Source organism: Leeia aquatica (assembly GCF_012641365.1).
GTDB lineage: Bacteria > Pseudomonadota > Gammaproteobacteria > Burkholderiales > Leeiaceae > Leeia > Leeia aquatica.
On record NZ_JABAIM010000001.1, the window covers coordinates 1,467,143 to 1,487,202 of the forward strand.

18 protein-coding genes are annotated in these 20,060 nt (G+C 59.1%); 3 read left to right on the forward strand and 15 right to left on the reverse strand.

All coding sequences use genetic code 11. The features are described 5' to 3' along the window. Positions 1 to 14: 14 nt before the first annotated feature. The 4 genes from HF682_RS07630 to tal form a co-directional block, all read right to left on the reverse strand. Positions 15 to 1,229: a hypothetical protein gene (locus tag HF682_RS07630; protein ID WP_168876587.1), complete on the reverse strand. Its 1,215-nt coding sequence runs from the start codon at positions 1,227 to 1,229 to the stop codon at positions 15 to 17. 850 nt (positions 1,230 to 2,079) lie between these two features. Continuing rightward, positions 2,080 to 2,607 carry a NuoB/complex I 20 kDa subunit family protein gene (locus tag HF682_RS07635; protein WP_168876588.1) on the reverse strand — a complete coding sequence of 176 codons (528 nt, stop codon included), beginning with the start codon at positions 2,605 to 2,607 and terminating at the stop codon, positions 2,080 to 2,082. A gap of 80 nt (positions 2,608 to 2,687) precedes the next feature. Next, a complete protein-coding gene (locus tag HF682_RS07640) occupies positions 2,688 to 3,608 on the reverse strand; it encodes a helix-turn-helix domain-containing protein (protein ID WP_168876589.1) in 921 nt (306 codons plus the stop codon). Further along, on the reverse strand, positions 3,608 to 4,675 hold the full coding sequence (gene tal, locus HF682_RS07645; protein ID WP_168876590.1) for a transaldolase: 1,068 nt from the start codon (positions 4,673 to 4,675) through the stop codon (positions 3,608 to 3,610). Before tal ends, HF682_RS07640 begins: the two co-directional genes overlap by 1 nt. Positions 4,676 to 4,799: 124 nt before the next feature. Here tal and HF682_RS07650 point away from each other — a divergent pair, with 124 nt between their 5' ends. After that, positions 4,800 to 6,239: a M48 family metalloprotease gene (locus HF682_RS07650; protein WP_168876591.1), complete on the forward strand. Its 1,440-nt coding sequence runs from the start codon at positions 4,800 to 4,802 to the stop codon at positions 6,237 to 6,239. A gap of 6 nt (positions 6,240 to 6,245) precedes the next feature. Here HF682_RS07650 and HF682_RS07655 read toward each other — a convergent pair whose 3' ends face one another. The 6 genes from HF682_RS07655 to tsaE are packed head-to-tail and all read right to left on the reverse strand — an operon-like array spanning position 6,246 to position 11,942. Further along, positions 6,246 to 7,010: a HesA/MoeB/ThiF family protein gene (locus HF682_RS07655; RefSeq protein ID WP_168876592.1), complete on the reverse strand. Its 765-nt coding sequence runs from the start codon at positions 7,008 to 7,010 to the stop codon at positions 6,246 to 6,248. After that, positions 6,997 to 8,364, reverse strand: coding sequence for a sigma-54-dependent transcriptional regulator (locus HF682_RS07660; RefSeq protein ID WP_168876593.1), 1,368 nt, complete (start codon positions 8,362 to 8,364; stop codon positions 6,997 to 6,999). The genes HF682_RS07655 and HF682_RS07660 overlap by 14 nt, the downstream gene beginning before the upstream one ends. A 6-nt stretch (positions 8,365 to 8,370) precedes the next feature. Continuing rightward, positions 8,371 to 9,921 carry a two-component system sensor histidine kinase NtrB gene (locus HF682_RS07665; RefSeq protein ID WP_168876594.1) on the reverse strand — a complete coding sequence of 517 codons (1,551 nt, stop codon included), beginning with the start codon at positions 9,919 to 9,921 and terminating at the stop codon, positions 8,371 to 8,373. Positions 9,922 to 9,924: 3 nt separating this feature from the next. After that, positions 9,925 to 10,161, reverse strand: a complete 237-nt coding sequence (locus HF682_RS07670; RefSeq protein WP_168876595.1) for a phage holin family protein — start codon at positions 10,159 to 10,161, stop codon at positions 9,925 to 9,927. Positions 10,162 to 10,185: 24 nt separating this feature from the next. Next, positions 10,186 to 11,496: an N-acetylmuramoyl-L-alanine amidase gene (locus HF682_RS07675; protein WP_168876596.1), complete on the reverse strand. Its 1,311-nt coding sequence runs from the start codon at positions 11,494 to 11,496 to the stop codon at positions 10,186 to 10,188. Further along, positions 11,466 to 11,942, reverse strand: a complete 477-nt coding sequence (gene tsaE / locus HF682_RS07680; RefSeq protein ID WP_308418715.1) for a tRNA (adenosine(37)-N6)-threonylcarbamoyltransferase complex ATPase subunit type 1 TsaE — start codon at positions 11,940 to 11,942, stop codon at positions 11,466 to 11,468. Before tsaE ends, HF682_RS07675 begins: the two co-directional genes overlap by 31 nt. Between tsaE and queG the strand changes: the two genes are divergently transcribed. Beyond that, positions 11,943 to 13,046 carry a tRNA epoxyqueuosine(34) reductase QueG gene (gene queG, locus HF682_RS07685; protein ID WP_168876598.1) on the forward strand — a complete coding sequence of 368 codons (1,104 nt, stop codon included), beginning with the start codon at positions 11,943 to 11,945 and terminating at the stop codon, positions 13,044 to 13,046. 32 nt (positions 13,047 to 13,078) lie between these two features. On the opposite strand, the gene HF682_RS07690 is transcribed toward queG, so the two are convergent. From HF682_RS07690 to HF682_RS07700, 3 genes are all read right to left on the reverse strand, one after another. Then, on the reverse strand, positions 13,079 to 13,435 hold the full coding sequence (locus HF682_RS07690) for a DUF4870 domain-containing protein (RefSeq protein ID WP_168876599.1): 357 nt from the start codon (positions 13,433 to 13,435) through the stop codon (positions 13,079 to 13,081). Positions 13,436 to 13,586: 151 nt separating this feature from the next. Continuing rightward, positions 13,587 to 16,319, reverse strand: a complete 2,733-nt coding sequence (secA, locus tag HF682_RS07695; RefSeq protein WP_168876600.1) for a preprotein translocase subunit SecA — start codon at positions 16,317 to 16,319, stop codon at positions 13,587 to 13,589. Between the two features lie 137 nt (positions 16,320 to 16,456). Continuing rightward, a complete protein-coding gene (locus tag HF682_RS07700; RefSeq protein ID WP_205881934.1) occupies positions 16,457 to 17,353 on the reverse strand; it encodes a M23 family metallopeptidase in 897 nt (298 codons plus the stop codon). Positions 17,354 to 17,417: 64 nt separating this feature from the next. Here HF682_RS07700 and HF682_RS07705 point away from each other — a divergent pair, with 64 nt between their 5' ends. Further along, positions 17,418 to 17,864, forward strand: a complete 447-nt coding sequence (locus HF682_RS07705) for a DciA family protein (protein ID WP_168876601.1) — start codon at positions 17,418 to 17,420, stop codon at positions 17,862 to 17,864. 12 nt (positions 17,865 to 17,876) lie between these two features. On the opposite strand, the gene lpxC is transcribed toward HF682_RS07705, so the two are convergent. Both lpxC and ftsZ read right to left on the reverse strand, forming a co-directional pair. Next, positions 17,877 to 18,797 (reverse strand): UDP-3-O-acyl-N-acetylglucosamine deacetylase, encoded by a 921-nt coding sequence (gene lpxC / locus HF682_RS07710; protein WP_168876602.1) that lies wholly within the window; start codon positions 18,795 to 18,797, stop codon positions 17,877 to 17,879. Positions 18,798 to 18,888: 91 nt separating this feature from the next. Beyond that, positions 18,889 to 20,046, reverse strand: coding sequence for a cell division protein FtsZ (gene ftsZ / locus HF682_RS07715; RefSeq protein ID WP_168876965.1), 1,158 nt, complete (start codon positions 20,044 to 20,046; stop codon positions 18,889 to 18,891). Between the last annotated feature and the right edge of the window lie 14 nt (positions 20,047 to 20,060).

Genomic DNA, 20,060 nt, shown 5'->3' on the forward strand with positions numbered 1-20,060 from the left:
CAAAGCACTCTTATTCATTGAGACAAAAACCTTTTATCCTCGACCTCTTTCCAAGCACCGCCAACACTGGCCGCGAGTAGAAACCCTATGAGATGCTCTATAGAAAAAAGGTATGCATCAAATCCATTATGAAAAAGCCCAACTGTCGTAAAATATATAACAATTGCACGCCCATGGTTATTTAGCTTTTTAAAAAATCTAAAGAGAAATACCATCCAACAGCCTGTCACCAATACACCAAAATTTATTATGCTATTTAGTAACCAGCTGTGCGGCCGCACCATCCCACCCCCCTCAAGCACGATATTGGCACCAAAAGCACGCTCCCCAGTTAGCAGCAGCCAAGGCTTTTGTTGGATGGTATCCATATAGCTCTTTATGTAAGTCAGCCGCCCCCCTGGGTCACCCAAAAAATCAGGCCTCCCTGAGAAAGAGGCAGCCACCAGCGCCATGACTGCCACAACCAGAATCGCCGCCAATAAAAGCCTCAAAGACCTCTTATCAAAGGCAAATACAAAAACTAAAGATAAAGCCAATGCAACCAATGCAGCCCGCGAACTCGCCAAGGACAGTGCCACCAGCAACAGGCCCATCCAGATAAAGTCAGCCACTCTTTTTTCATGCCTCGCAAGAATGCACAGGAGCGCAACTCCACAGAGGTATGAGTACGCTATTCGATCCCTCGCAAAACCCCTGAATGATTCACCACGGAATAAGCCATTGTTACTTGTTACATCCATTAAGTAATGAAACTTACCTGGCAAAAGCCCCATCCATTCAACGAGAAATAATGAGGCAAGGAAAACGATAGGTAAAATCAGGTAGCATACCAGATACTTGCAACCCTCACCCAAACTTAATTCCGGAGGATTATGATCAATAAAAAACACGAAAAAACAAGCCGCAATTATGGCAGGGCTTAAAGTACCGGTGCTTAGCTGCAAGACCAGCGCCATAATGGCCCCGGCAAATGGCACGGACAACATACTTAGCCTTTTACCTGAATCCCAATTTGCATTTCTTAGCAGCAAAAAGGCGATTGCAGGATATAAGAAGCGGGGGCCCCATGTCTCAAGGGTGTAACTTAACGTATATCCTTCGCTCCCCAATGGCATAGTGGCCGACTCTAAAAATCCCGCCAGCTGCATCAGTATAAAAAAAATTGTTAAAAGGTTTACGGCCCCTAAATTTTCGATTTCTTTATAAAGTACTTTAATTTTCTCAACCACGTACAACACCCTAAAAACTCATTTCTTTGACTTTACAAGCAGGCCACAAAGCAACCTTCGTGGGCGCTGGCGCAACCCTTTTTTGGCCTCACTATAATCTTGTTAGGCTGTTGAACGCAGTCGTAGCGTTGTGACTAGGGCGAGGCTTTAAATGTCAGCTGTGTGCAGTGTCTCCACCATAAATCTTCATTGTTGGGTCCTGCTTGAGCTTTGTGCCTTCCACAACCTCCATGGTGGTCCAACAGGGCACTTCATGTTTGTAAGCGTAAATTGTAGTCCATAACGGCATGTTCTAGCGAGGCTCCTCGGTAGCTCCAGCGAAATCCACGTCTCAGGCTGTTGTGCTACGCGACCTAGGCCAGATGGGGTGACCATGGGCTAAGCATGACTTTCTTAGTGTGACATAGAGGAAAGGCGCGTCGAGATCAGCCTGAACCACTAGCGGGTATCAGCACACATCATTTATTTGCAGGGTTGGATTACACACTTAGAGTACGCAGCACCCTCTGCCTCGAAGATCTTGCGGTAGGAGACATTACTCGTATTCACGGGCTAATACCGAGGTCGTTGACAGTGGGGCACACTCAAAGCCCTAGCAACTTCCCCGACGCATAGCCTGTAGCCCTGGCTTGCCAAGAAACAGTCGCACAAGGGGTAGCTCAGCCCCAAACTTCGGATGCTGGCAGCCTGTTGCCAGTACTACGCGACCCAAGGTGCCCGTCGTTTGGGATCAGCCTTGCAAACAGCCCCGCCCCCTGAGCCCAGCTGCAAGTAGATTGCACCGCTAAACTTACATGCGCAACAGCGCCCGTCCAGGATTCAGCAGGAGGCAGGATAGAGCCTCCTTACTCTAGCGTTCGAGAATCCCTCTTACCTTGGCACCTCCCACCAGCGCTGTAGTGCACGGTTGGCCAGCCTCCCTACGGCGGATTTTGTTTTGCAGTTGCATCAGACCGTAGAGCAAGGCCTCCGCGGTAGGGGGGCAGCCGGGGACGTAGATGTCGACCGGGACAATGCGGTCGGCGCCGCGCACCACCGAATAGGAATAGTGATAGTAACCGCCTCCGTTGGCGCAGGAGCCCATGGAGAGCACGTAACGCGGCTCGGCCATCTGGTCATACAGCCTGCGCAGCGCCGGGGCCATCTTGTTGGTGAGGGTGCCTGCGATGATCATCAGATCTGACTGGCGTGGCGTAGCGCGCGGGATCATGCCGAAGCGATCCATGTCGTAGCGCGCTGCCGCTGCGTGCATCATCTCTACTCCACAGCATGCCAGACCAAAGGTGAGGTACCACAGCGAGTGTTTGTTGGCGAGGTCGAACACCTGCTTGGTGGTGGTCAGCAGGTAGCCCTCTTTGAGGAACTGCTCGTCTTGCATGCTCATGCTCCGGTGTGTTGATCACCGAGCAGCATAAACAGCACTCAATTCACCGTCTTGAATCAAAACGCCATCGCATATCAGGCTTGATGACGATGGAAACGCACCCGATTCATGATGTCCTGCGTCTGAGTGGAGGGCATACGGAACGCCCAGAATGCGGGATCTTGTGCCAATTGCTGCCGAAACCGGCCCGGCGTTGTGCCGCAAAACTGGCTGAAGTCTCGGGTAAAATGCGCTTGATCGGCATAACCTGCCGCTTGCGCCAGCTGCGCCAATGTGGGGCCATGGCCACGCTGCTGCATCAGCAGGCCCAACACCCGCGTGAAGCGGGCCAGCTGGCGGTAACGTTCTGGCGCCAGGCCAAACTGTTGTTGAAAGCGGCGTTCAAACTGGCGCAGGCTCCAGCCACAGTCACGCGCCAGTTGCAGCAAGGGCTGATTCAGCGCCCTCGCGCCCAGCTGGTCCAGCGGCGACAGGCGCTGCTGAGCAAAGCGTAGCTCCAGCTGTGCGATCAGCCGATCCTGCAACACCAGCAGCCGCTCCAGCGCCCCTTTTGCCTCACAGAGGGCCTCCAGCCACAGCGCTGTCTGCGCAACCCCCAACACCCCCTCCAGCGGCAGCAATTGGTCGGTCAACAGATCCGCCTGTATATCAAACAGCCTTGAAATCTGGCCAGCATGAAAAGCCACCGCCAGCATCCAGTCTGCTTGTATGGATTGTGAGCGCCGACTGCGCAAGGTCGGACCACTCAGCATGGCCTGCGGCAGAAAAGGCCCCAGACCGTCTTCCTGATAACGGATACCATGCGGCTGCCCGTGAAAAAACAACATCGGGAAAGGGGATGCGGGCAGCTGGTTGCCGTGCGCTTGCAGGTCAACCAGTACAAAGTACGCTACATAGGGGGCCAGTGCCGGGCCGGGCGGCACATACAGAGGCAGCGTCAAAGCCACCCCAGCGGTGAGGGACGGCGCTGCGAGCAGCAAACCGTCCTCTGGCATCAGGCCACCAGCACCAGCAATTTGTCGAAGGCTTCATCAAACAGCTTAAGGCCCTCCTGCTGCAGTTGCTCGCCCAGCACATTCAGGTCCAGACCCGCCACCTGCAAGGCTGCCAGTTGCTTCCGCGCCTCGGTCAGACCCTCGCCCAGGCTGCTGCGGGCTTCGCCATGATCTGCAAAAGCGGCCAGCGTGGCATCGGGTACGGTATTGACCGTCTCGGCACCGATCAGCTCTTCCACATACAGCACGTCCCGGTATGCCGGGTTTTTGGTGCCGGTACTGGCCCACAGTGGCGTTTGCGGGTGGGCACCCTTGGCACGCAGGGCAGCAAAGCCCGTGCCGTGGAATCGATCTTGCCAGACAGCATAGGCGTCCTTGGCGGCGGCAATAGCGATCCTGCCTTGCAGGGCTGCAGCATTGGCAGGCAGTGATTTGTCCACCAGGGTGTCCACCCGGCTGATGAACACGCTGGCCACCGAGCGGATGTGGTCTACCGGCAGCCCGGCGTCCATGCGACGCTGCAGGCCACGCTGATAGGCAGCGAACACATCCTCGACATGCTTGGGCGAGAACATCAGGGTGACGTTGACGTTGATACCATCGGCAATGGCATCTTCAAACGCCTGCACCCCGGCAGCGGTCGCCGGAATCTTGATCATGGCGTTCGGCTGGCCGATTTCAGCCCACAGACGACGTGCCGCAGCCAACGTGCCAGCCGCATCGTGCGACAGGCGCGGTGACACTTCGAAACTGACATAGCCCATCTCGCCCTTGCTGGCATCATACAGCGGACGCAACATTTGGCAGGCGGCCACCACATCCGGCAGTACCAGCAATTCAAAGCGGCGCTCGGCGTCCGGCTCAGTCTGTTTCAGACGGGCCAGGTCCGCCTGATAACCGGCATCCTTGCTGATGGCGTTATAGAAAATGGCCGGATTGGAGGTCACCCCCGCCACACCATCTTCATTGATCCAGCGGGCCAACTGGCCACTGGCCAGCAACTCACGCGACAGATTATCCAGCCACACCTGCTGACCCAGTTCTCGAATTCGGGCAATACGGCTCATTTCCACACTCCGGTAGCACTCGTCACACACATTACGGCAATGTTCAGCACATTGCCCACTTCAGAACAGCCTGCACCGGGGGCCATGCATGGGAACTGTCTGGCAAAAAGGTTATCATATCAGAATGAAACCACTGATTACTGCCCTTGTGGCCTGCTCGCTGCTGAGCGCACCGATCACCGCCCCGGTACACGCCAGTGGGGTACCCGATCTGGGGGATTCCGCACAGCAGGTTTTGTCACGCAAGGCAGAGCAAGCGCTGGGCGACAGCATCATGGCCGAGATCCGCATGGACAGTGCGGTGATTGATGATGTCGAAGCCCGCGACTATCTGAACCGGTTAGGCAACCGGCTGGCTAGTGTCAGCAACGATAGGCACCAGCGCTTTGAATTCTTTGTGGTCAACGACGCGACCCTGAATGCCTTTGCTCTGCCGGGTGGCTATATCGGCGTGCATACCGGCCTGATTGCCACCACACAAAGCGAATCCGAGCTGGCGGCCGTGCTGAGCCACGAAATCGCCCACGTCACACAACGGCATATCTCCCGCTTTCTGGAAAAAGACCAGAATATGGGGATGGCCAGCCTCGCCTTGCTGGCCATCGGCATCCTGGCCGCCAGCAAAGGGGGGCCTGTGCCAGAGGCCGTCATCGCCACATCCCAGGCGCTGCAGATTCAAGGCAAGATCAATTTTACCCGCACCCATGAAACCGAGGCCGACAGTGTGGGCATGCAGTACCTGGCAGCAGCCGGGTTTGATCCACATGCCATGCCAGCCTTCTTCGGCCGCATGGAGAAGGCTGCCCGCGTTTATGGCGAGGGTGCGCCGGTGTATCTGCGCACCCACCCGCTGGAATCCACGCGCCTGGCGGAATCGGCCAACCGGGCCGATCAGTATCCATACAAGCAGGTGGCGGAGTCGATCGAGTTTCATCTGGTTCGCGAACGTCTGCGTGCACTGAATGGCTCGGAGAGTACGCAGATCAGCTACTTTGAGAATGCACTCAAAGAGCGCCGCTTCAATCTGGAAGCGGCCAGCCAATACGGCCTGGCCGTCGCCTTGCTACGAAATGGTCAGGCGGTTCGTGCCCAGCAGGCGCTGGACCAGGCGCGCAAGCAGCTGAAACACCCGATGCTGGAGAGCTTGGCCGCCGAGATCCTGATCAAGCAAGGCAAGCTGGACGCGGCGGGCAAAGTCTATGAAACCGCCTTGTCCAATACCCCCAACCATGTGGGTCTGAACTACGGGCTGATCCGCTGCCGTCTGTTGCAAAAGCGGGCGGTCGATGCCGAACATCTGGCCAGTGCACAGATTGAAGCGCGCAGCAGCAATGGTCCTTTCTATGCGCTGCTGTCGGAAGCCTACGCACAGCAAGGCAACGAGGCCGCCGCGCGGCAAGCGCAGGCCGAGTTTTATTACCGCCAGGGGCAATTGAAAGAAGCCATCGTGCAGTTGCAGCTGGCTTTGCAGGTCAAGGGGCTGGATTTTTACCGACAGGCTGGCGTAGAGGCGCGGCTGAAAGAATGGCAGGCCGAGCAAGAGCTAATCAAGGCCAAGAGCTAAGCAGATCTACCGTGCGTGGCACACCGGGCAGGCCGGATCACGCGGCACCCGTATGCTGCGCCAGTCACCGCGCAGGCTGTCATACATCAGCAATCGCCCTACTGCGTCCGGGTCTAGCCCGCACAGACGCTTGATCGCCTCAGTAGCCTGCAGGGCGCCGATCACCCCCACCAGCGGAGACAGCACCCCAAAGGTGGCACACCGCTGTTCGCCGGTTTCGGCACCGGCCGGAAACAGGCAGTGGTAGCAGGGACTGTTGGCTTGCCGTACATCAAACACCACCAGCTGGCCTGCAAAGCCCAGGGCCGAACCGGAAACCAAGGGCTTGGCCGCTGCGACACAGGCTTGGTTGACCGCTTGTCGGGTAGCAAAGCGGTCACTGCAATCCAGTACCAGATCCACCGCAGACACCGCCGCCGCCAGGCTATCCGCAGCCAGATCCTGCGGCAACAGCTGCAATGTCAGCGCCGGGTTCAGTTGCTGCAGGTAGACTGCGGCTGACTGGGCCTTGTTCATGCCCACGCGGCTTTCGTGATGCACAATCTGCCGCTGCAGATTGGTCAGGTCGACCTGGTCACCGTCTGCCAAATGCAGAGCACCAATGCCACCGGCCGCCAGATAGGGCGTCGCAGCTGAACCCAGCCCGCCCATCCCCACCACCAGCACCTTAGCCGCCAGCAGCTGCTGCTGGCCCTCAATACCCAGCTCCTCGAGCAGGATGTGGCGAGAATAGCGTAGCAGCTGGCTATCGCTCAGCTCATTGGACGTCATCGTTCAATCCCAGACGTTCCATCCGGTAGCGCATGGCACGGAAGGTAATCCCCAACAGTTTGGCTGCAGCGGTACGATTGAAGCGGGTACGCTGCAGTGCCTCCAGAATGGCCTCTTTCTCCACGCGGTCGAGATAATCCTGCAGCGGCCACTTGTCGCCCGCGCTGACGGGTGCCACCTCGGCAGACACCGCGGGGGACAGTTGCAGGTCCTGCTCCAGGATCTGCTCGCCATCGCACAAGGCCAGTGCACGCTCCAGAATATTCTCCAGTTCGCGCACATTGCCAGGGAAATCATAATGCACCAGCGCCTTGAGGGCGGCTTTGTCCAACCGTGGCTGGTGCATGCCGCTGGCACTGGCCAACCGCTCAAGCACCCTCAGGGTGATGGTTTCGATATCGTCACGCATGTCGCGCAAGGCCGGCATACGCAGTGCGATCACGTTCAGGCGGTAATACAAGTCCTGCCGGAAACGACCGGCCTCCACACAATCCGCCAGATTCTGGTGGGTGGCGCAGATGATGCGCACGTCGACACCCTCCTCCTGCGTGTTCCCCAGCTTGCGCACCTTCTTTTCCTGGATCACCCGCAGCAGCTTGACCTGCATGGCCAGCGGCAAGTCCGCCACTTCGTCGAGAAACAGGGTGCCGCCCTGTGCGGCATGGAAGAAACCGTCCCGGTCATCGTTGGCGCCAGTAAACGCGCCCTTGCGATAACCAAAGAACTCACTCTCCATCAGGTTCTCGGGAATGGCGCCACAGTTCACCGCGATGAAGGGCTTGTCACTGCGCGGACCCTGCTCGTGAATCATGCGCGCCGCCCGCTCCTTGCCGCTACCGGACTCGCCGCTGATGTAGACCGGTGCCAGGCTACGGGCCACCTTGTCGATCAACTGCCGCACTTGCTGAATGGCGGGCGAATCACCCAGCAGACCCTTGCTGACCTCACCGCCCTTGATCACCTTGACCCGCGCGCCCTCCAGATTCAGCGCCGACTTGACCAAGGTGCGCAACTGCTCCAGAGATACTGGCTTGGAGAGGTAGTCAAATGCGCCGGCCTTCAGGGCCGCCACCGCATTCTCGGTGCTGCCATAAGCGGTAATGACGGCTACTGGCACATCCCAGCCCTGCTCGGCAATCGCCTGCACAATCTGCAGGCCCTCACCATCGGGCAGGCGCATGTCGGTGAGGCACAGATCAAAGCGCTGGTTGGACAAGGCGTTCAGCGCCTCGGCAACACTACCAGCTCGGCTGACCTGGATACCCATGCGCATCAGGGTCAGGTCCAGCAGCTCCAGCAGGTCCGGCTCATCGTCAATGATCAAGGCGTGAAAGGTATGCTTGCTTACAGCCATCGTGTTTTATCCATGGGTGGGCCCGGACAGTTCGAAAGTGACCCCCTGCTCAGCTGCCACATAGCGCAGTGTCGCGCCATTGGCCGCGCACAGCTCGCGTGCAATATAGAGGCCCAGCCCGGTACCGGTCGATCGTGTTGTGAAAAAGGGCTCAAACAACTGTGATTGCAATTCCGGCGGAATCGGAGGGCCATCATTCCATAATGCCAGCCGCCAGACACCATCCACCTGTCCGATCTTCAGCTGAATGCAGCCTGGTTGCTGCGTGCAGTAGCGGATGGCGTTGCGACACAGGTTCCACAGGATCTGGTGCAAATGCTCACGGTCAAACGGCACCGTCAGCGCCTCTCCGGGCGGGCAAGCAAACCAGTCCGCAGCAATACCCTCTACCTGCACAAACTGCTGCACAAACTCAGCCACAAACCGGTCCAGCACCACCGGGTCCGGCTTCATGCGATCGCGCCTGTTCAATTGCAGGACATCCTGCACAATCCGCTCCAGCCGGAACACATTGTCCGACACGATACGGTGCAGACGGTGCCGGGTCGCCTCGTCATTGTCTTCACTCAGCAATTCGTTGGCATGACCAATGGCCGACAGCGGATTACGGATTTCGTGGGCAATATTGGCGGTGAGCCGCCCCAGCGCGGCCAGCTTCATCTGCTGTGCCAGATGCTGCTGCTCGCGCGTGTCCTGCACATAAATCAAGGCGCCCGATACGCGATCGCCTGTCAGCGGCTTGATGCGCAAAGACACCAGCAGCTCCGAGGCCGGCACCGATACGGTCGCCTCCGTGGTGCCAAACTCCCGCCAGCGCTGCAGGGCCTCCACCAGAAAGGGCCACTCTTCCAGCGGGCGGCCGCTGATCGAATCCGGAACCCCCAGCAGGCGTAGCGCCTGCTGATTGTGGCTGAGCACCTGCCCTTCGGCCCCCACCACCAGCACGCCATCGTGCATGTCGCGGATGATGAGGCGATTGATATCTTCCTGTTTTGCCAAGGCCGTTGCGCGAACTTCAGCCAACAGCTCTTTCTCACGGGCATAGACGGCCAATCGGTGCGCCAGCCAGGCCACCGCAAAACAGGCGACCGACAGCATGGCCGCCTGGGCCAGGCTATCCATGCTGTCGGTCATCATCCCGCGCAGTGTTTCACCAGACAGCAAAACCAGACTGGCGATCGACGCATAGAAAAAACTCATGCGCCCACGGCTGATCAACGCGGCGGCGGCCAGATAAGGCAGCAGCAACATGCCAAGGCCACTGCGCATGCCACCCGCCAGCCAAGTCAGCAGCCCAATGAAAAAGATGTCGCCCAGCACCTGCCCGGTCAGCACGTATTCAAAACGGGCCAGGCGCTGACGCGCCGCCAGCCCGGCAGCTACCGCAAACAGGGCATAACCTAACAGGGAGCCCAAATAGCCCGGGGGGGCCAGTCGGGGCGAATTGGCACTCAACGCGGAGGCCATCATCGCAAGGATGGCGATGATCAGCAGCCGGTAAAGGGAGAAATAGCCCAGCGAACGCCAGTGGCCCGGCGTGATGGCGGCAGACGACATGTCTCAGCGTTCCGCAGTTGATCCCGACGGGCGGTGCTGGTCGCAGTAGAACTGACCATTGGCATACAGCGCCTCACGACGGGGCACATGTACACCGCAAGTGGTGCAGCGCACCGTCTCGATAGTCTGCTCAGGCGGCGGGACCGGGTGCTTCAGGGTGGGTGCGCCGGATTGCAGCAAACGCCGCACCAGCAGGTAGCCAATCACCCCCAGCATGGCAAACAACAGTAAACGCCCCATGTCCTGCTCCCGCAACAGTCAGGGCTACAGTTTAGCCATTTTCGTGCGTGCCGTCGGCGGGTTTTTGACAAAGTAGCGGCGAATACCATTCACGATGGCCCGCGCCAGCTTGTCCTGATAGTCCTCATCGGTCAGCTTGGCTTCTTCCTCCGGGTTGGAGATGAAAGCCGTCTCGACCAGGATGGACGGAATATCCGGTGCCTTCAATACGGCAAAACCCGCCTGCTCGACACTGCCCTTGTGCAGACGGTTGATGCCCCCGATCTCGCCCAGCACCGCTTTGCCCAGCTTCAGGCTGTCGTTGATGGTAGCGGTCTGTGTGAGGTCAAACAGCGTGCGCTTGAGGTAGGGATCATCCACATTCATACTCACCCCGCCGATCAAGTCCGCCGCGTTCTCTTTCTTGGCGAGCCACTTGGCTGCGGTTGAGGTGGCACTAGTATCCGACAGGGCGAACACCGACGAACCTCGTGCCGACGGTGTCAGGAACGCATCGGCATGGATGGAAATAAACAGGTCTGCATCAATACGCCGGGCCTTGTGTACGCGCTCCGCCAGCGGCACAAAGAAATCATCATCACGGGTCAACGCCGCCCGCATATTGGGCTGCTCGTTGATCAGCTGGCGCAGGCGGCGGCCAATCGCCAGCGTCACCCGCTTCTCCTGCGTACCGCGGCTGCCAATCGCCCCCGGATCTTCCCCGCCATGGCCGGGGTCAATCATAACAGTCACCACCCGGCCTTTCAGCGGTGGCGGGTCATCCGCCCGGGTGGGTTCATTGGGGCGGGTATCCGGCTTGGTTTGCTGGACCGCAGCTTCATCCCGCTGCTTCTCCTGCAGCAGAGCCAACAGCGGGTCTGCCGGGTTTTCCGGGTACAGGTCCACCACCAAGCGATTACCATACTCACCCACCGGGGCCAGCGTAAAGACCTGCGGCTTGACCGGCACCTTCAGTTCAAAAACCAGACGCACCGTACCGGGCTTGTTGTTACCGGCACGCAAGAGCTTGATGTAGGGGTCACCGTCATTGACCTTGCCTGCCAGCTGCTGCAGAGGCCCACCCAAGTCGACCCCATTGATGTCGAGCACCAGACGTTCCGGGTCCTTGACGCTGAATGACTTGTAATCCAGCGGCTGTGAGGATTCCAGTGTGACCCGGGTATAGTCGCCAGCGGGCCACACCCGCACCGACAACAGGGCCGTCGCCGCCGCCTGACTGGGTCGCAAGGCCAGCAACAAGGCCGCGCCACTCCCCAACTGCAACAAACGGCGACGCGCCTGCCGTGCTTGCGGCAAGCGTTCTGTCAGCCAGCGAGAGGGAACCGGTTTAAACATGCTGCTCCTGCGGGGCTCAGCGCGCGCACCTGCAATTCACGCCCCTCACCCGACCAATTCAGCCGCAGGGCCAGATCCGGCTCGGGCAAGCTGCCCGCCGCCTTTTCTGGCCATTCGACCAGGCAAATGCTGTCTGCATGGAAGTATTCACGAAATCCGCTTTCCTGCCATTCCTCAGCATCTTCAAATCTATAAAAATCAAAGTGATACAAGTATAAGTTAGAAACCACGTAAGGTTCAACCAGAGAATAGCTGGGGCTCTTGATCCGCCCGGTCACGCCCAGCGCACGCAGCAAACCCCGGCTGAAGGTGGTCTTGCCTGCCCCTAGGTCACCTTGCAACGTCAGCACCATCCCGGGCTGCAGGCAGCCTGCCAAGGCGGCGCCCGCCGCCAGCGTGGCGGCCTCGTCCGGCAGAAAACAGACAGTCGGGGTATCATTCAGCACATGCAACACACATCTCCATCTGCCAGCGCGGCCCTGTCCGATGAACAAGGCCTGATGCTGGCGCAGCTGATCCGGCAATGGGGTCAGGAGCTGGGTCTGGCGCAGATCGGTATCACCGATACCGATCTGTCTGATGCCGAACCCGAGCTGCTGGCCTGGCTCGACCGTGGTTACCACGGCGAGATGGATTATATGGCAAAGCACGGTACGAAACGTTCCCGGCCCACTGAACTGGTGCCGGGTACGCTGCGCATCCTGTCTGCCCGCATGAACTACCTGGCCGAAGCACCTGCGCAAACCCGCGCACGCATGCACACACCCGGTCTGGCCATGATTTCGCGCTATGCGCTGGGGCGTGACTACCACAAAGTGGTCAAACAGCGTCTGGAGCAACTGGCCCGCCGCATGCAGGACTGGCTGGCGCAGCACGGCCTGGACCATCAATACCGGGTATTTACCGACAGCGCCCCGGTGCTGGAGGTCCAGCTGGCACGCAAAGCTGGCGTGGGCTGGCGCGGCAAACATACCCTGCTGTTAAACCGGGAGGCGGGTTCCTACTTTTTCCTAGGCGAGATCTTCACCACCCTGCCGCTACCGGTCGATGCCCCGGTACGCAACCATTGCGGACAATGCCAGGCCTGCATGGATGTGTGCCCTACCCAAGCAATCGTGGCGCCCTATCAGGTGGACGCACGGCGCTGCATCTCCTACCTGACCATCGAGCTGCATGGCGCCATTCCAGAGCCGCTACGCCCCCTGATCGGCAACCGTGTCTATGGTTGTGATGACTGCCAGCTGTTCTGTCCATGGAACCGATTTGCCCAGCTCAGCAGCGAGCCAGACTTCAAGATTCGCCATGGGCTGGACCAGGCCAGCCTGTGCGAACTGTTCAGCTGGGACGAAACCACCTTCCTGCAACGGATGGCGGGGAGCGCCATCTATCGCATCGGCCATGAACGCTGGCTGCGCAATCTGGCGGTCGGTCTTGGCAATGCTGTGAGCAGCTCAGAAGTGATTGCTGCCCTGCAACAGCGCTTGGGTCATCCCAGCTCACTGGTCCGTGAGCATGTGGTCTGGGCGCTCAAACAACACGGGGCGCTATAAGCGCCCCGTGTCATCATGCGTAAACCGACTGATTATTTGATCAGGCGGATCGGCAGCGGGAATGGCACGCGGTAGGCACGGCCTTCGTTCACGGCAATGGCACCCATGATGCACAGCACCAGAATCGCCAGGCCAAACAACATGCCAACAATGCTAAAAATGAAACCCACGCCCGGAATGATGCCTGCCAGAATGCTCAGCACGATGGACACGCCACCCGCCGGGATCACCAGATTCAGCGCTTCTTTAGCCTGATCCTGTGCAAACTCGCTGTCTTTCTTGGTCAGATAAATCACCAAGGCGACAATGAACCACGTAAAGATGGTACCCACCCAGATAATCAAACCCAGTGTCTTGTCATCCTGATTTGGAGCGCTAACATTGCTCATGCGGATCAACCTTTCATGCCATGATTCAGTTCAGTGAACAGCCAGCATGCCTAAAAGCACACCAACTCAGCCCAATAGCATAACACATCATCATTTCATCGCAAGACGTTTTGTGCGCCAAGCACAACTACATCATGGCGGGATCAGGTGCTTAGGTCAACCGCCCATGGCACTGCTTGTATTTACGGCCCGATCCACACGGGCAAGGGTCATTCCGCCCCACCTTGTCGCCTGCCCGCACATAGGTTTGCGCATCCGGGTCCGCAGCGGCCGCGGCCTGCGCAGCCGCCATGGCTTCATCATGGTCTGCATGGTGATACTGCACTTGTGATGGCTCGTGCTGGCTTACTTCTTCGGCGGCTTCCGTCGCTTCTTCCGCGCTGCGAATCTGTACGGTAATCAGCAAACGGGTGACATCCAGCTTGATGGAATCCAGCATGTTGGAAAACAACTCAAACGCTTCGCGCTTGTATTCCTGCTTCGGATTTTTCTGCGCGTAGCCGCGCAGATGAATGCCCTGCCGCAAATGATCCAGCGCGGTCAGATGCTCACGCCATTGCTGGTCAATATGATGCAGCATAATGCTGCGCTCGAACTGCTGCATCGGTTCTACACCAGCCAGCGCCACCTTGGCCGCATACACTTCATCCGCGGCCGCTACCACTTTCTCGACCAGCCCTTCGGGGTCCAGGCTGTCATCGGCTTTCAGCCACTCGCGCAGAGGCAGGTCCAGCAGGTATTCACTGGCAAGGGCGCGCTCCGCGCCTTCCACATCCCACTGCTCTTCCACGGTTTCCGGCGGGATGTACTGGCTGACGGTGGCCGCAATCACATCTGCACGCATCGCCGCGATGGTGTCAGAGATGTGGCTGGCTTCCAGCAGCTCGTTGCGCTGCTGGTAGATCACCTTGCGCTGATCGTTGGCCACATCGTCGAACTCCAGCAACTGCTTGCGCATGTCAAAGTTGCGCGATTCCACCTTGCGCTGTGCCCCTTCCAGCGCACGGGTCACCATTTTCTCTTCGATCGGCTCACCTTCCGGCATCTTCAGGAAGGCCATGATCTTGGCAATGCGGTCGCCTGCAAAAATCCGCAGCAGCGGATCTTCCAGACTCAGATAGAAACGGCTGGAGCCCGGGTCACCCTGTCGACCGGAACGGCCACGCAGCTGGTTGTCGATACGGCGGGATTCGTGGCGCTCCGTACCGATGATGTGCAAACCACCAGCAGCCAGCACGGCATCGTGACGCAACTGCCAGTCAGCCTTCAGCTGCTCCAGCTTCAGCGCGCGCTGACCTTCGCTCAAGCTTTCATCCTGCTCAATCGCGTGCCGCTCTTTTTCGATGCTGCCGCCCAACACGATATCGGTACCACGGCCGGCCATATTGGTCGCCACCGTCACCCGCCCGGCCATACCGGCCTGGGCAATGATCTCGGCCTCACGCGCATGCTGTTTGGCGTTCAGCACTTCATGCGGGATGCCTGCTTGTTGCAGCATGGCCGACAGCAGTTCGGAGTTTTCCACCGAAGTGGTCCCCACCAGCACAGGCTGCTGGCGCTCACGGCAGGCTTCAATATCCTTGACGATGGCCCGGTACTTCTCTTCTGCGGTGCGATAGACCTGATCCAGATGGTCCTTGCGCTGAATGGTCCGGTGCGTCGGGATGACCACCGTTTCCAGCCCATAAATGGACTGGAACTCGAATGCCTCGGTATCGGCCGTACCGGTCATACCGGCCAGCTTGCGATACAGACGGAAATAGTTCTGGAAGGTGATCGAGGCTAGCGTCTGGCTCTCGCGCTGCACCGGCACCCCTTCCTTGGCTTCCACCGCCTGGTGCAGACCATCCGACCAACGGCGGCCCACCATCAGGCGGCCGGTATTTTCGTCGATGATCACCACTTCACCATCGCGAATCATGTACTGGGTGTCGCGTTTGAACAGGTGATGCGCCTTGAGCGCAGCCGTCAGGTGGTGCATCAGAACAATATTGCCCGGCTCGTACAGGCTGCGCCCTACTGGCAGCAAGCCGCGCTGGGCCAGGATCTGCTCGGCATGCTCATGCCCGGCCTCGGACATGACAATATTGTGGCCTTTTTCATCGACCCAGAAATCACCCTCGCCATCTTCCTTGTCCTGACGTACCAGCAGCGGCACCACCTCGTTCATGCGGTAGTACATCTCGGTATTGTCATCCGCCTGGCCGGAGATGATCAACGGCGTACGCGCCTCGTCGATCAGAATGGAGTCCACCTCATCGACAATGGCAAAGTTGAGGCCACGCTGCACGCGCTGGGAGGTTTCCTGCACCATGTTGTCGCGCAGGTAGTCAAAGCCGTATTCGTTATTGGTGCCATAGGTGATGTCGGCAGCGTAGGCAGCCTGCTTGTCGTCATGCGACATCTGGCTGAGGTTGACACCCACCGTCAGCCCCAGGAAGTTGTACAGCTTGGCCATCCAGGCCGCATCACGGCTGGCCAAATAATCGTTTACCGTCACCACGTGCACGCCCTTGCCGGTGAGGGCATTCAGGTACACCGGTAGCGTGGCTACCAGCGTCTTACCTTCACCGGTGCGCATTTCAGCAATCTTGTTATTGTGCAGCACCATGCCGCCAATCAGCTGCACATCGAAATGGCGCATGCCCAAGGCACGGCGGCTACCTTCACGACAGACCGCAAACGCTTCCGGCAGCAAGGCGTCCAGCGTCTCCCCACCGGCCAGCCGCTCACGGAACTGTACCGTCTTGTTCCGCAAAGCGTCATCGGACAGCGCTTGCAGCTCCTGTTCCAGGGCATTGATCTTGCGCACGACCTGGCTGTACTGCTTGATCAGGCGATCATTACGGCTACCGAAAACTTTTCTGAGCAGGGAGGCAATCATGGGGTCAACAATCTCGGCAGCGGTGAAGCTGCAAAATAGAACGATAAACGCGCCACTTTAACCGCAATGTGACGGCGAAGCAATCCAGCACCATGGCATGGCGCTGGCATGGCAGGTGGGGGCTACCCCGGGGTTTTTCAACCTGCACTGCCCGGAATGAATCGACTGGGGTTTTGCGCGACACCATCAAAGCGGACTTCAAAGTGCAAGTGCGAGCCGGTAGAGCGCCCGGTACTGCCCACCTTGGCGATTTCGTCTCCAGTCTGCACATGATCCCCCATCTGCACCAGCAACCTGGAGGCATGGGCATAGCGACTGGTAATGCCATGCCCATGGTCGATTTCCACCATATAGCCATAGTCATGGTGGTAACCGGCATAGATTACCGTACCCGCCCCGGCCGCCTGGATGGACGTTCCCACCGGTGCCGCAAAGTCGATGCCCTCGTGCATCGCCTGCCTGCGGCTGAAGGGGTCGCTGCGTGGGCCAAAGTTGGAGGTAAACTCGCCGATATTGACCGGCATCAACTCCGGCAGCTGATACTGCTGGCGGGTTTGCATGGCGGTCCAGCTTTGCAGTAACTGCTGGTCGGACTGAGCGCGGGCCACCGCTTCTTCCAGTTTGCCAAGCTGTTGTTGCAGCATGGCAGGGGTGAGCGGCACCTCGGGGCCACCTACAGCAGGCGGGTCTGCCGCTGGCCGGGTCAGGCTAAGCCCTTGCTGCTGCGCCAGCGCTTGCTGCTGCAGCTGCACCACTTTCAGCTCTCCTTCCATCTGCCCCATGCGACGCACCAGCGCCTCCATCGGGTCGGTATGGCGGCTGTCCTCGCGCTGTGCAACCGTACTGGCATTGAGCAACGGCAGCAGGATGGCTTCACTCGCCCCCGGCACCAGCCAGATCACCATCCAGATGGCCGCCAGCACCGCCGCCACCCCGGAAAGAATCAAGGCCGGGATACCCCACCATAATTGCCAGCGCCGCAGCCGCAGCTGGCGCACGCGGCCGGTGGTGGACGCCATCAGGATGATTTCCATGCTTACCTCTCTCACAGGGGCGGACGGGCCATGCAGCCCTCGCCACTTCGCGTACAATGCAGGTGTGAAACGTCCACTGACCTTTGCCAGCGAACAGGCCGGGCTGCAGCGCCTGCTTCGGGTGGCTGACCATCTGCAACAATGGGAGCGCCTGTTGAGCAAACTGCTGCCCAAGGGGCTGGCGGGTTGCTGCCATGTTGCCGCAGTGGAACAACGTACCCTGGTCATTGCTGCCGAGCACGGCACTGCCGCAGCACGACTGCGCCAGTATCAGCCAGCACTGCTCCGGCTGATTCAGCAGCAGGTGCAAGGCAACGGGGTGGCTGGCGGCGAGATTAGCGCAATCCGGGTAGTGGTGCAAACCCGCGCCCAGGTGGTGCCGAGCCGTCGCCCCAAACCCGGTCTGTCCGGCAAGGCCTTGCAGGCGGTAGAAGCGCAAGTCGCCCAGCTCCCTGCTGGCCCGCTACAGCAGGCCATGAGCCGCTTGCTGCAGCATCACCGCAAAGGCTGAGTCCGGGCGAGGTCAAACCGCCAGATTGGCGGTCTGCAAACGGTGAAACGCGTTGGGGGCCTCATCCGCGCTACGGAAACTCACCACCTCATAGGCGGTTTCATCTGCCAGCAGTTTGCGCAGCAGCTGGTTGTTCAGCGCGTGGCCCGATTTGAAACCACGGAACTCCCCGATCAGCGGGAAACCCAGCAGGTAGAGGTCGCCAATGGCATCCAGCACCTTGTGGCGCACGAATTCATTTTCGTAACGCAAACCGTCGCTGTTGAGTACCCGGTACTCATCGAGCACCACGGCGTTATCGAGGCTGCCGCCCAGGGCCAGACCCTGGCTGCGCATCCACTCCACCTCATGCATGAAGCCAAAGGTGCGGGCGCGGCTGATTTCCTCGATGAATGAGGCATTGGCAAAATCAATATGGACCGTCTGGTCCGACTTCTGGATGGCCGGGTGGCGGAATTCGATGGTGAGGCTGACACGATAGCCATCGTGCGGCAGCAACTCCACCCACTTGTCCCCCACCTCCACCCGTACCGGCTGCTTGATACGGACAAAACGCTTGTGGCCAGCCTGTTCGACAATCCCGGCCTGCTGCATCAGGAAGATGAACGGGGCGGCGGACCCGTCCATCAAGGGCACTTCCTGATCTGACAGCTCGACCAGCAGATTGTCGATACCCAGGCCAGCCAAGGCAGACATCAGATGTTCAACGGTTCCCACCCGCACCTCACCATCGACCAGCGTCGATGACAGCCGCGTATCGTTCACGAACTCGGGCTTCGCCTGGATACACGGTTGGCCCGGCAGATCTATCCGCCGGAACACAATGCCATGGTCCACCGGGGCAGGATGCAACCACATTTCGACTTTGACGCCGGAATGCAGTCCCAGTCCTGTGGCCCGTACCGGGGCTTTCAGGGTGCGTTGCTTGATCATCCGTCTACATCATTGAGCAAAGTGCATAGTGTACCACCCAGCCCCATAGCCGGTGTTTGTACTTCTGCATGTCTGCCATAGCGCTCCGCTATCAGTCAGCCTGTTTGCGCAGGAAAGCCGGGATGTCCAGCGTATCCAGTGCCGAGAAGCTGCTGTCCACATTACGGCTGGACAAGCGCTCACGAGGGCTGCGCATCACAGCCGGCTTCTCGAAGGCATCGTAATCAATCTCGGTCGCCATGTTGTCGGTACCGGTCTTGATCAGCGTCATCGGCTTTTGCTCTTTGCGCACGGCGGACATGCCGAGGCCCGTTGCCACCAGCGTCACCCGCATGCTGTCGCCCATGCTCTCGTCGAACACGTTACCGTAGATGATTTCGGCATCTTCGGCGGCATAAGCACGGATCACTTCCAGCGCATCGTTCAGCTCGCGCATCTTCATGTTGCTGCTGGCCGAGATATTGACCAGGATGCCGCGTGCACCACGCAGGTCCACATTGTCCAGCAGCGGGCTGGCCACAGCCTGCTCGGCAGCAATGCGGGCACGATCGACACCGCTGGCGGTAGCCGAACCCATCATCGCCATGCCCATCTCGCTCATCACGGTGCGTACGTCGGCAAAGTCCACGTTCACCAGACCCGGGCAGTTGATGATCTCGGCAATACCGGCCACGGCACCATGCAGCACGCCATTGGCAGCGCGGTAAGCATCCGGCACCGGCATGTCATCACCCAGCACCTGCATCAGCTTGTCGTTCGGGATGATGATCAGCGAATCCACCGTCTTTTGCAGCTCTTCCACCCCAGCCATGGCGGCACGCTGGCGCTTGCCTTCAAAGCTGAACGGCTTGGTGACCACTGCCACGGTCAGGATGCCCATTTCCTTGGCCACTTGCGCCACCACTGGTGCTGCGCCGGTACCGGTACCGCCACCCATGCCAGCGGTAATGAACAGCATGTTGGCGCCCTCGATCACTTGCGCAATGCGCTCACGATCTTCCTCCGCAGCAGCACGGCCCACTTCCGGGCGTGCACCGGCACCCAGACCCTTGGTCAGGCTGACGCCCAGCTGCAGCTGCACATGGGCAGAACTGCGCTTCAGGGCCTGAACGTCGGTATTGGCGCAGATGAATTCCACACCTTGCACACCGGATTCGATCATGTGTTCGATGGCATTGCCACCGCACCCACCCACCCCGATCACCTTGATCACGGCTTCCGGCTGTACGTCTTCCATCAGCTCAAACATCATTTGTTCTCCTT

What these genes read in the sequence shown, in the direction of transcription:
- HF682_RS07640 (WP_168876589.1), bottom strand. Translation starts at nt 3,608, where the DNA reads ATGCCAGAGGACGGTTTGCTGCTCGCAGCGCCGTCCCTCACCGCTGGG.
- HF682_RS07635 (WP_168876588.1), bottom strand. Translation starts at nt 2,607, where the DNA reads ATGCAAGACGAGCAGTTCCTCAAAGAGGGCTACCTGCTGACCACCACC.
- HF682_RS07665 (WP_168876594.1), bottom strand. Translation starts at nt 9,921, where the DNA reads ATGTCGTCTGCCGCCATCACGCCGGGCCACTGGCGTTCGCTGGGCTAT.
- HF682_RS07670 (WP_168876595.1), bottom strand. Translation starts at nt 10,161, where the DNA reads ATGGGGCGTTTACTGTTGTTTGCCATGCTGGGGGTGATTGGCTACCTG.
- HF682_RS07650 (WP_168876591.1), top strand. Translation starts at nt 4,800, where the DNA reads ATGAAACCACTGATTACTGCCCTTGTGGCCTGCTCGCTGCTGAGCGCA.
- HF682_RS07675 (WP_168876596.1), bottom strand. Translation starts at nt 11,496, where the DNA reads ATGTTTAAACCGGTTCCCTCTCGCTGGCTGACAGAACGCTTGCCGCAA.
- HF682_RS07660 (WP_168876593.1), bottom strand. Translation starts at nt 8,364, where the DNA reads ATGGCTGTAAGCAAGCATACCTTTCACGCCTTGATCATTGACGATGAG.
- HF682_RS07700 (WP_205881934.1), bottom strand. Translation starts at nt 17,353, where the DNA reads ATGGAAATCATCCTGATGGCGTCCACCACCGGCCGCGTGCGCCAGCTG.
- queG (WP_168876598.1), top strand. Translation starts at nt 11,943, where the DNA reads ATGCAACACACATCTCCATCTGCCAGCGCGGCCCTGTCCGATGAACAA.
- ftsZ (WP_168876965.1), bottom strand. Translation starts at nt 20,046, where the DNA reads ATGTTTGAGCTGATGGAAGACGTACAGCCGGAAGCCGTGATCAAGGTG.
- secA (WP_168876600.1), bottom strand. Translation starts at nt 16,319, where the DNA reads ATGATTGCCTCCCTGCTCAGAAAAGTTTTCGGTAGCCGTAATGATCGC.
- HF682_RS07655 (WP_168876592.1), bottom strand. Translation starts at nt 7,010, where the DNA reads ATGACGTCCAATGAGCTGAGCGATAGCCAGCTGCTACGCTATTCTCGC.
- HF682_RS07690 (WP_168876599.1), bottom strand. Translation starts at nt 13,435, where the DNA reads ATGAGCAATGTTAGCGCTCCAAATCAGGATGACAAGACACTGGGTTTG.
- lpxC (WP_168876602.1), bottom strand. Translation starts at nt 18,797, where the DNA reads ATGATCAAGCAACGCACCCTGAAAGCCCCGGTACGGGCCACAGGACTG.
- tal (WP_168876590.1), bottom strand. Translation starts at nt 4,675, where the DNA reads ATGAGCCGTATTGCCCGAATTCGAGAACTGGGTCAGCAGGTGTGGCTG.